Below are 11,066 nucleotides of genomic sequence, written 5' to 3' on the forward strand. Positions count from 1 at the left end.
TGCCGACCGACAAATCTCACGCACGTTCCGTCTCATCTCTCTCCATCTCCGCGGAGCAATTCCCGCTGACCGTCTTACCTCTCTCAGGGGGTCACCATGTACCCAGGCCAGAACTAACCACGACACAGATTCGGCAGCCGAAGTGGGATCAGCTGCAGAGGGCGCGGAGCACGCAGCGCGAACTCGACCGGAGTGCATAGCTTCTGACAGACAGCTGACAGAGACTGCTTCACACGCGATCTGCAGTAGTCCAGTGAAGACTAGAGCAGGGCGATGACGGCGAGGTTCCGGCCGGTGACTCGGTCGCGGCGTGCAGAGTAGAACTGGTCTTCGTGCTCGCGGGTGCAGAGTTCTAGGCCGCGTGCTTCGGTCAGCCCCAGGTCCCTGAGTAGCCAACGGTTGGCGGCGCGGATGTCAAGGCGATATCTCGCGACTGGCGAATGGCGACTGGCATATGGCGATTGGCGCACAGCGGCAGTCTCTACGGCAGCGGAGAAGAACTTGCCCGGTACCGGGAAGCTCTTGCCGAATGCCCCTAGTACATCTTCGTTGACTTCGTAGCAGTCTGGACAGATGCAGGGGCCGAGCGCGAAGCGGAGGTTGCTGAGCGGGACGGAGGACCGGCGCGACATCTCCCGGGCAGTCTTCTCGGCCAACCTCGCCGCTGTGCCACGCCAGCCGCAGTGAGCGATACCGATGCAGCTTGAGTTGGCGGCGTAGATATACACAGGCAGGCAGTCGGCGACCTTCAGGCCGAGGCCAAGGCCGGCGCGGTCCGTGATGCACGCGTCGCCTTCGAGTGTCTCCGCAGGAGTCCGCTCGTCGGCGATGTGCAGGACCGTGTCCGAGTGCGTCTGTTTCACGGTCACAATTGACGCCAGCTCAGACGTCTTCCGGCAACGTTCCAGATTCTCGGCGACGTCCGGGGTTTCGTCACCTACTGCGAAGGAGGTGTTAAGGGACTCGTAGTCGCCGCGCGATACGCCGCCCCTGCGGGTGAAGAAGGCCAGCAGCAGCCTCGGGTCAGGCGAGAACTCGTAGTACTCGACGCCGTCGGCGGAATTCATTTGCCAGTCAGTAGTCACGGCTCAGAAAGTCCAGAAGTCAGAATCCAGAGTCCAGAACTCTGAATTGCGGACGCGAGCGTTGAGCCACGGCCAGACACAGATAGACACGGATACCGGGATACTAACACAGGGAGACCAAGGCACAAGGAGCCGCCGTTCCGGTCATTCGGATTAAGGGTTTGAATCGGAATTCGAGCTGCGGAATTCGTCATTGCCCTCGGCTGTCCGGAAGTCGCGCAGTGTGAGCTGGGTGGCGGTCCGGCCCCCATAAGTGTTTCTTCCGACAGTGTAACAGATATCGAGCCGGCTTCCAGTTCCTGCTTCGAGGTTGGTGATTTCCGCGCTACGGCCCCAGGCGATGGCCTCAAGGGTACGCTCGCCAGACCGGACTGATAGCTTGAGGTGGTTCTTCCCGACCTTGCGCGGGTAGCCGACGACCTCGATGCCGAGCGAGGCAAGCAGCGGAGAGGCGTTGTCCGGGCCGAATGGTTCGAACTTCTCAAGCGCGGTAACGAAGGCGTCGTCGATCTTCTCGATCGGCGCGACCGCATCGATGTGCAGGGTCGGTTCGAAGACTTCCTCGGGAAAGCCGTCCGCGTATGCGGCCAGAGCCGAACTGAAACCGGCCAGGTCCTCGCGTGTGACGCTCAGGCCGGCCGCGTACTTGTGCCCGCCGAAGGCAAGCAGGTGTCCGGAGCAGGCTGCAAGCGCGGCGTGGAGGTTGAAGCCGGTGACCGAGCGGCCTGACCCCTTGCCCTTTTCGCCCTTCAATGCGACCACGATGCAGGGGCGCGAGAAGCGGTCGACCAGCTTGGCTGCTACGATGCCGATGACGCCTTCGTGCCAACCTTCGGCGGCGACGACGATTGTCTTGCGGTCGGCTAGCCGCCCGGTTTCCACGAGCGTGGTTGCCTGGGCCAGGATTCTCTCTTCGAGCGACTGGCGGGAGCGGTTCAGGCTATCGAGTTCCGCGGCCAGGGTTGCGGCTTCAGCCTTGTCCCCGGTCAGGAGTAGCCGCGCGGCCAGCTCGGCGTGGCCGACCCGGCCCGCGGCATTAAGGCGCGGGGCGAGCATGAATCCGACGCTGTAGCCGGTCAGGGGTTTGTCCGCAATACCCGCGACCTTGAGCAGAGCCTGGAATCCCGGACGCGGGCTCTGCCGGATTGCGTTCAGGCCGATGCGAGCTAGCACCCGGTTCTCGTCGGTCAGGGGCACGATGTCGGCAATGGTTCCGAGGCCGACTAGGTCGAGCAGGGCGATGAGCTCTTGCTTGGGCCGGCCCAGAGCGGAGAGTACGCTCCAGGCGAGCTTGAACGCGACGCCCACGCCGGCCAACTCACGGAACGGGTACTTTGAGTCCGCCCGTTTGGGGTTAACTAAGGCCATGGGCTTTGCAGAGTGCAGATCGCAGATTGCAGATTCAGTCTCAGGTACTTCTGACTTCTGAATTCTCCTTTCTGCCTTCTGACTTCGGCCCGCAGCTACCTCATGGTGATCCGTGACAATGACATCGATGCCCGCATCCCTGGCTGCGGCCAGCGTGGCGTGGTCGTTTGAGCCGCAGTCATTGGTGACGATCAGCTTCGCGCCTCGTTCGGCTGCGAATCCCAGGCCCTGTGCGGAGAAGCCATAGCCCTCGGCTTCGCGGTGTGGCAGATAGTAGATGACGTCGGCGCCGAGCCGGCCAAGCACAGAAACTAGAAGCACCGTGCCGGTCACGCCATCAACGTCGTAGTCGCCGTAGATGAGGATGCGTTCGCGGCGCTTGATTGCGGCAATGATACGCTCAGTTGCCGGGACGATGTCGGGCAGCAGCTCGGGCTTGCGAAGGCGGGCAGGGGAAGGGTCGAGGAAGGCGCGGATGTCATCAGCTGTTGAGTAGCCTCGGCGCCGGAGCAGATTCACCACCAACTCCGGAAGTTCCAGCTCGCGGCCTAGCGACAACAGGTCGCTTTCCGTCTGCGTCGGGAGTCGCCAGTGGTGAGTGGGTCTGACTGCAGGCACGATAACTTCTAGCGGCGCTGCTGCACAAAGTCAAGCCAAGACCAGCGTCCTGGTCCGACGTGATACATCAAAGGAACGGGAGGGTCGCACTACGTGCGGGTTTCTGGACCGGGTTTCCTTCGTGGTCTTGTTCTCCGCTGGGGATACTTCCGAGGCGCTTCCTCGATTTGACTCGTGCGGTCTGGTGTCTATTCTTGTCGCGAGGAATAGATGCGATCCGATGGCTCTGCGCAGTCCTGCCAGGCACCGCGCGTCCCGTTGGCCAGCAAGCAGGTGGGCCCTGGGAGGAGCGGTGTTTGATCCGGAGTTGATGGCCAAGCTGGTGGCGGTGGCGGTGCCGTTCTTCGGGATCTGGTTCGCGACCGGTATCGCGATCGCGACACTATATCATCTGAGTCTCTTCTATCTCGATTGTGAGTACAGGTCTGCGCCCGAGTTTTCGCTGGACCTGCTGGTCGGCATCCTGCGCGGCCTTGCCTACGTGTTTGTGTGGCCCGCGATATTCTACTTCGACCGTTCCGCTCTCTACCGCATCAAGATGCTGTTCCGCTACATGGACCCCAAGCTCAGGTACGAGGATGACGAGCTGGCCGGGTTCATTGCCGAAGGACGGCGGCGGGTGAAGCTCAGGAAGGACACCATCGCCGCTGCCGCACGCGAGGATCGCCGGGCCCACGAGGTCCTTACCGGCGAAGAGCGGGCTCGCTTTCGGTTCACCGCCCATGACGGCAACCCCGTCTTGGAGAACATGTGGCTGATGATGGCAGAGGGCATGGGACCGGGCGGGGGACGACAACTGGTGCGCATCTGGGAACCAAAGGACCTGCCCGATGAGGTGCGGGAGAAGGCGATGTGCGAGGTCGGAACGCGAACGCAAAGGCCTTGTGGGCAGTGCGGAACCGTGGTGCCATATGCGAGGGTCGACCTGCCGGAGCTGCTGTATCTTCTCATACAAGAAGAGAAGAGCGAGAAGATGCTTCTTGAAGGCTGGGCCCTGCGCGGGAACTTCGCGGTCACATTCCATCCTTGTCCCGAATGCGACACGTCCCGGCTGGGAGTAGCCGAGGACGTCACTGCCTTTGGTCGTGCGTCGGATGTGGTTGCGGCCGTCAAGGCCGGCATCACGATTCAAGAGGACCTACCGGGCTAGCGCCAGCGCCCGGCGAAACTAGTGCCAGGCTACGGGGTGCCCGCGAGAGTTGCCCCGCGGTCGGGAAACTGCTAAGCTTCCCCGACTGGTGCAGATAAGCGGCAACCCAAAGAAGTCACCAAGCGTCACAATCGAAATGTGTTTCCTTGCGGGCGTGCGGGCTAAGGTCGGGCCGGAAGTGCATCACTAGGTAGTATGGAGCAGCAGGCAGGACCCGACGGGCAGCGAAGACGAGCCGCACTCATTGGACGAGTGGCCGTGGTGATGCTGGGGCTCGTTCTGCTTGGGGTCGGGCTTCTCGTGGTTCGACGCCTGACGGTGAAGCGCCCGGTCTGCGGGCCGGAAGTCCCGTGTTCGGATTCCGTATGCACGGCTCAGGACAGCCTGGGCAGGGGAGAGGTGCTGGCAGCCGTTCTGTCTCGCTGGTGTTTCACTCAAGAACGCACCAGCGATGTCCATGCGGCCCTTGCCAAGACCGACTTCAACTTCCGGAGAATGGCGGCCGGCGACAAGGTTACGTTCACGTACCAGGGCCTGGCACTGACCGGACTCACCTACAGCAAGGACCTGGTGACATCGTACAGCGTGAGATTCGATTCCAGCGGAACCTCGGCGTTCAAGGAAACGAAGCCGGTGGACACGACGCGCGTGGTCGTACGCGGGGCGATCAAGGGGTCGCTCTGGAAGTCCATGATCGACATGGGGGAGACGCCGGCGCTCATAGTGAACTTCGCCGAGATTCTGAGCTACGAGGTCGACTTCCTGACCGAGGTAAGTGAAGGGGATTCCTTCGAGATACTGCTCGATAAGTACTACGTGGACAGCAGCTTCTATCGAGAAGGTAGAGTCTATGCTGTGCACTTCAAAGGACAGGCTGGGAACTACTCCGGCTTCTACTGCCGCAGTTCCTCAGGACACTCTGATTTCTACAACGAGAAGGGGCAGTCGCTTCGTAAGAGCGTGCTGCGGTCACCTCTGCGGTTCATCAACGTGACGTCGCGGTTCGGCATGCGTTTCCATCCCATTCGCCGTGTGTATCGGCAGCATCAGGGCGTGGACTATGGGGCGCCGACTGGTACACCGGTGAGCGCTATCGCCGATGGAGCGGTCACTATCGCTCGGCGGCTCGGCGGGTACGGAAACTTGGTCGAGGTCAAACACGCCAGCGGACTCTCGTCGCGCTACGGCCACCTTTCGCGCTACGGAGCTGGTATCAGGGGCGGCCGTCGCGTCCGCCAGGGCCAGACCGTCGGCTATGTGGGCATGACCGGGGACGCAACCGGTCCGCACCTGCACTTTGAGGTCAGACAGGGCGGCAAGCCGGTCAATCCACTCAAGGTGATTCCGCCGCGAGCCGAGCCGGTGGCAAAGAAGAACATGCCCGAGTTCAACGCGCTCAAGGCGTCGTACCTCGCGGATCTGGCCAAACCCTCAGGACCGGTCGTAGCGGAAGTGGATTCAGCCCGGCCCACACACTAGGAAGACCCGCCGGTTCGCGGCTTCTGGTTTGCTGTCTTTGGTTCCGGAGCCAAGAACCGGCAACTAGAAACCAAGCGCCAATTCAGCGTACCAGTTCCGGCCGGGTACCGGGTATCCCTTCATCACCTCATACTGCCGGTCGAGCAGGTTACGGACTCCGCCGCGCAGGGCAGTCTCCAGCCGGCCTAGTGTCGGCGTGAAGCCGACCCCCACGTCAAGCAGCAGGAAGCCTGGCAGTGAGTCGGTGTTGTCCGGAACGGTGTAGCGTTCACCGGTCCGGCGCACATCCCAGCTCAACTGCACAAGCCGCCACCGGAGCAGGTGCGATACCGCGAGGCTGAGCCGCGGGCGGTAGATGAGGTCCTTGCCGTGGGAGCGGGCAAGCATGTAGGTGGCATGGCCGACTACCCGCAGGTGCTTCGAGTTCACGGTCAGCTCCAGCTCGGATCCGGTGATGGTTGCGGTGTCGAGGTTGACCGGTCGGTAAACGAAGGCCGAGTCGGGTTGCCACTGGATGAGATCGGTCAGGGACGAGTGCCAGACGCCGAGCCGGCCGGACACGGATGAACCGTACCGGGCCGTCGCGTTCAGGTCGACGCTCGTCGCCCATTCCGGTTTCAGTCGCGGGTTGCCTCTGGTCCATGGGTCCTCGGGCCAGTAGAGTTCGTTGAAAGTCGGGGCGCGGAACGAACGACCGACAGAAGCATGGAGGTCAAGCCAGTCCGGGCCCGAGCAGGTGAGTGCTAGCTTCGGGCTGACGACGCGGGTGTTGGAGCGCGTCAGTGAGGAGTCGGGCAGCCTGCGCGAGTCGTTCAGCCAGTCGAACCTTGCCATCGGGACAATGTCGAAGCGGTGCCAGCGGAGGCGTGCCTCGGCCCAGCCTGAGCCGGTCCAGCGCTGCGGAACGCCGATGGCCGAGCTGCGGAACTGCGAACGTTCGCCTTCGAGACCAACGACACCGGTCATCCAGGCGGCGAAGTGTGTCGTCTGCTTGGCAGTGATGCCCGATACAGCGGTGACGTGGGTGTCGTTGACCCATGCGAGGGTGTCGGGGTTCCAGTAGTGGCGCCAGGACTGGTGATGGTAGAGCCGCGATTCGAGCCGAGCGTTGTCGGCTTCCTGCAGGTCATAGCCTAGATGCGCGATACCGCGGTAGTCCTCCATGCGCGCGCTGTCTGCGGGCCACGAAGTCGGCCCCGGCACGCCGCGTCGCGTGACATTGTACTCGCCGAGCAGCGATACCCGCTGCCGGCCCTGCGCGTAGACGCCTTTCGCCATAACATCCTGAGAGCCGATGTCGGCGTTCACGCGCTCCTGCATCGAATCGGCCGTGTCGCGATAGGTGAACTTGTCGCCGGTGCGGTCCAGGCTGGCGGCGACAACGTAACCGAGTGGGGCAGACCAGTTCGTGTGCGTCGCCTGCAGGTACCGTCGGCCGAAAGAGCCCAGACCGGCGGTCGCCTTTGCCCCGAGTCGTTCCGGCTCGGGTGGGATGACGTTCACCAGTCCGCCGACCGAGTTCGCGCCGTACAGGGCCGAGCTGCTGCCTCTCACCACTTCTACGTGCTGCGCCGATGTGAGCGGCAGGGTCGTCAGGTCGAAGAGGTTGTCCTGCGCCGAGTTGAGCCGGACACCGTCGAAGAGGACGAGCGTCTGCTCGGCATCGGCCCCGCGCAGGCCGACCATGGCCAGGTTGCCGTAGTCCTTCAGGAAGGAAGACGGCAGGTTTGTGAGCAGTTCCGCCACGCTGGTGCGCCCCTTGGCACCCGACTCCTTGACTTCGACGATGGACACCGGGCCGGACTTCGCAACCGGACTCGGAGTGCGGAATGCGGTGACGGTGATTCCTTTCACTTGAACCGGACTGGGGTGCAGGTAGATGGTCGCTTTGCGGGACGCGTCCAGGTTGTCGTACTGCCTCTCGTCGTAGCCGACCCTTGACACCAGCACCGTCACGTGGGAGGCGTCGGTGTCGAGCGTCAGTGCGAAAGAGCCGGACGAGTCGCCAACCGAGTTCTCCTCGGTCTCCGGGGCACTGACGAGGGCGTAGGGGATCGGCTCGCCCGTGACCGCATCAAGCACTACTCCACGCAGTGTCCCCGCCGACGCGGCACACGCAAGAACGAGTATCAGGCACGCCGCTTCGGCCGCTCTGCCTTTTGGCTTTTGGCCTTTGACTTCTGACTTCGTCATGGTTCGGTTTCCTTTCCTCACAAGTCGAACCTAGGGAAAGCGGCAGACAGGTCTCCTGACTTGCGGCAGCTCTGTCGCCTTCCCGGCCTGCGCCAGTGGTTCTGACAGAGCAGGGGACCGCTCACAGTGGGTGGGACCGCAGCCGATTCTCACGGCTTTCCCTGTGCAGCGCGGAACTGCAACCGTTCGTGCGTAGACACGCACCCGGTCTTCCACCGCTCTTCCGGATTGTTGGGTAAGCCTAGCAGCACGCGGCCGTCGTGGCAAGCGCGGGACCGAGTTCAGCCCCCCGGCGTACGGGACCATGTGGGTGACAGTCCCGTTCTTCCTCGTGTCTACGAGGAGGGGGTTAGGGAAGGAGCATAGCAGCCCGCAATCTGCGATCCGGAGTATGACCTTGGACGCGGACGCGCCACGCTGCTGGCGGCTAGGCGCCGAAGCAGGCTTTCTTGATGCGGGTTGAACCAGGCCCGACTACTACCAACTGGAAACTGGAGTTTGGCTACTCTCGGCGCTGGCGCGCCGAGGCTGTCTGGCCGATTTCGAACACGTAGGCGCAGAAGGGCATCCCCAGAGCGCGACGGGTCCTGCAATCGGTCTCTTGCCGCCGCAGACAGGTAGTTGTCCCTATCCACTCTGGGCCAGCACTGCGCCATCCGGGAACCGGCATCGCGTCCAGACGTCCGCGCGCCGCGCATCTGTGAATACGAACTCCTTGATAGCGAGGCCTCGAGCCATCAGACATGCACCGACGCTATTCTCTCCATCCTGAGAGTTTCCGGCCGCCCACTCGCCAGCAATCTGGCTCGTAAACTGGTCGATGCATCTCTGAAACGGCAAGCCGCCCTCGACGCCAGTCAGGATGTCCACATGCAGATCCAACCCTTCCCCCGAATGGAGAGCGAAGTACACGTTGAGGACGCTTCGATGGAGACCATAGTAGTAGCTTGCCTGGTCCCGGAGAAAGGCCAAGTAGCGCATGGTCTGGCTCCAGCGCCTCACTGCAGGGTCCTTCTGGTCTCTGCCTTTGTGAACAACCATTGGGTGAAACAGCGCGGCATCTACCGCACTGAGCTTCATCGTCTCGTCGCGCAACCAGTTGGCGAGGATGTCGCGGAAGGCATCTAGGATCGACCTAGAGACCAGCTTGTGCTCGTCCATCTGCTTGAGTTCGGCCTCCGCGACGCCACGCCAGTACATGCGTTCCCTGGTGACATTCAGGACCCGCGCTTTGGTTTCGGAATCGGACCCGACTTTGTTGTACCTGAAGTCAAGCGTGTCAACGAACCTGAGTAGTGCCGTGAGAGCCTGAAGATCACAGGTTCCTCTCTCAAGCAGGTGCACTGCATCTACAGGCAAGAGCGAACCGAACGTCTGCGCCAACTCTGCGAGCGTCACAACACAGTCAGCTGCGACTGGTGGCTTCACTGCTTGCCGCCCAAGTGCACCGAGCCACTGCCCGAGCCCACCTTCAGGCGTCGAGTCCAGCATCTTCGGAAACGGCGTGTACTTCTGCCCAGTCTTGGTTAGGAACTTCCGGTCGGCGTCGTTGAAGGGCATCCTGCGTTGGTGGTACATCGAGACAAGCGCTACAGGCAGGGCGAGACTGCGTGGAAGGCGATACAATTCGCTGTTGCATATGTATGCATCCTCCAGAAGCAACTTCCCGCTGATGACGCCGTGAAAATCTCGGACGTCAACAGGATCCTGATACTCCTCACTGCCTCGGTGGCCGATGTCATGCAGCCAAAGAGCCAGATACAGCACGATGAACTCGAACTCGTTCACAAGCAGCCTGCTGTTCTTGCGGGTCAAGGCAAGCAGGCTGTCCGCGATCTCCAGGAGATTGCGGGTGTGAACTGCGCCGTGGTCAGCCATCTGTACACCCTTGGAACCATGCCACAGGCTTTCGGGGTGTTCTCGCCACGACCTGTCGAGATCCACCCGCAGGTCCTCCAACAGCTCGACCTCTTGCTGGTTCATGGCATCCGCGGAGGGGCAAAATCACCCGCCCTAAGGGCGAAACCTGGTCCGCGGAACTTGCGCAGGAAGACTTCTGCCACGACTACAGGTGTGGCTACAGTCGCGACCACGTCGGCCAACTCTCGGAGCTGCTGTACAGCCGCATCTTTCTCACTGAACTGCCTAGGCAGACGTAGACCTTGCTTCAGGACGCTGTCTCTATCGTAGAAAAGCAGCATCAATCCCGGGGCACGCTTTTCCCCTTTCAACCCTCTCATGTAGTCCAGCCGCATCCCGACACCACGCAGTTCTCCGAAGGCGGCCCGTGCCTCCGGGTCGACATGTCGGCCCGCATGCCTGAAGCCTCTGTACAGAGTTTTGATGTCGAGCGTCGTGCTGCATAGCCGTCTGAGCAGCTTGGAGCACTCGTAGGTGATCAAGCCTGTTCTTCCCTTGTAGTGGGTGAAAATGAACCTCTTCTCGTCGTCCGTCCAAGAGTTGCTGCTGCCGAACAGCTCCAGCAGCCTAAACGCGCGCACGTCACAGTCATACTCCCAAACTATGCCTTTGGGGAACAGGGGCGCACCGTTCAGGTGCAGACTGAGGACCTTCTCAAGGAACCCTCCCAGGATGCAGTCTCCGCCATTTTCCACGTCTGCGCAGCGTTCAAGCCCCTGCTTCAGCCATGCGTCGGGTTGCTTCCGTCTACTGCACCAGGCGGACTCCTTGGACGTGCAGTCCTCGGTCCGAAGAACGGAGTGCGCAGCATCCAGCAGTCCCATCCTGTACCCGCGAACGCGCTCTACGGCGGGCTCTTCATTCACCGTTCCTCCTCCTCAATGCACGTCCTGATTCGGTCCCCGGCATATTGCCGCGTGACTTCACTACACAGCTGCTTGACCCGCTCCTCACTGGCCTCGTCATACGGAAAGAAGTCCTGGGACCTTGTCAACCAGTCGGTGAGTCTGTAGCGTCTCTCCTCCTCTGCTTGGTGGTAGAGAGGTGTATGCGGGTGCACGTGGGCGGGATTGCAGGTCACCTCATCGGGCTGAACCGAATTGAGCAGTTGCAGAGTCTCCTGCACGTTGTCGTCGGTCTCCCCGGGATAGCCGAACATCACCCATAGGCCAAGTCTGATGCCGGCCTTCTTCACGGCGCGACATACTGCGCCTATCCGCTCGTTGGTCACGCCGCCGTTCTTGCCCATCCTG

General features: G+C 61.9%; 7 protein-coding genes and 1 riboswitch. Of the genes, 2 read left to right on the plus strand and 5 right to left on the minus strand.

From position 1 onward, the window contains the following. Window positions 1-260 precede the first annotated feature (260 nt). Window positions 261-1,067, minus strand: a complete 807-nt coding sequence (gene pgeF, locus FJY68_11720; protein ID MBM3332495.1) for a peptidoglycan editing factor PgeF — start codon at window positions 1,065-1,067, stop codon at window positions 261-263. Window positions 1,068-1,238: 171 nt separating this feature from the next. Further along, a complete protein-coding gene (locus tag FJY68_11725) occupies window positions 1,239-3,071 on the minus strand; it encodes a single-stranded-DNA-specific exonuclease RecJ (GenBank protein ID MBM3332496.1) in 1,833 nt (610 codons plus the stop codon). Window positions 3,072-3,363: 292 nt separating this feature from the next. Here FJY68_11725 and FJY68_11730 point away from each other — a divergent pair, with 292 nt between their 5' ends. After that, the gene (locus FJY68_11730) at window positions 3,364-4,221 is read left to right on the plus strand and encodes a hypothetical protein (protein ID MBM3332497.1); all 858 of its coding nucleotides are present in this window, start codon (window positions 3,364-3,366) and stop codon (window positions 4,219-4,221) included. Between the two features lie 195 nt (window positions 4,222-4,416). Beyond that, window positions 4,417-5,700 (plus strand): M23 family metallopeptidase, encoded by a 1,284-nt coding sequence (locus FJY68_11735; GenBank protein ID MBM3332498.1) that lies wholly within the window; start codon window positions 4,417-4,419, stop codon window positions 5,698-5,700. 63 nt (window positions 5,701-5,763) lie between these two features. Here the strand turns inward: FJY68_11735 and FJY68_11740 are convergent, their stop codons facing one another. The 3 genes from FJY68_11740 to FJY68_11750 form a co-directional block, all read right to left on the minus strand. Next, on the minus strand, window positions 5,764-7,893 hold the full coding sequence (locus FJY68_11740; GenBank protein MBM3332499.1) for a TonB-dependent receptor: 2,130 nt from the start codon (window positions 7,891-7,893) through the stop codon (window positions 5,764-5,766). Between the two features lie 27 nt (window positions 7,894-7,920). After that, window positions 7,921-8,088, minus strand: a riboswitch (cobalamin riboswitch). A gap of 432 nt (window positions 8,089-8,520) precedes the next feature. After that, complete coding sequence (locus FJY68_11745; protein ID MBM3332500.1) at window positions 8,521-9,876, minus strand: hypothetical protein; 1,356 nt, start codon at window positions 9,874-9,876, stop codon at window positions 8,521-8,523. After that, a complete protein-coding gene (locus FJY68_11750; GenBank protein ID MBM3332501.1) occupies window positions 9,873-10,679 on the minus strand; it encodes a hypothetical protein in 807 nt (268 codons plus the stop codon). Before FJY68_11750 ends, FJY68_11745 begins: the two co-directional genes overlap by 4 nt. Window positions 10,680-11,066: the final 387 nt, after the last annotated feature.

It is taken from the genome of candidate division WOR-3 bacterium (assembly GCA_016867815.1).
Classification (GTDB): Bacteria; Hydrothermota; Tepidihabitantia; order Tepidihabitantales; family Tepidihabitantaceae; genus UBA2258.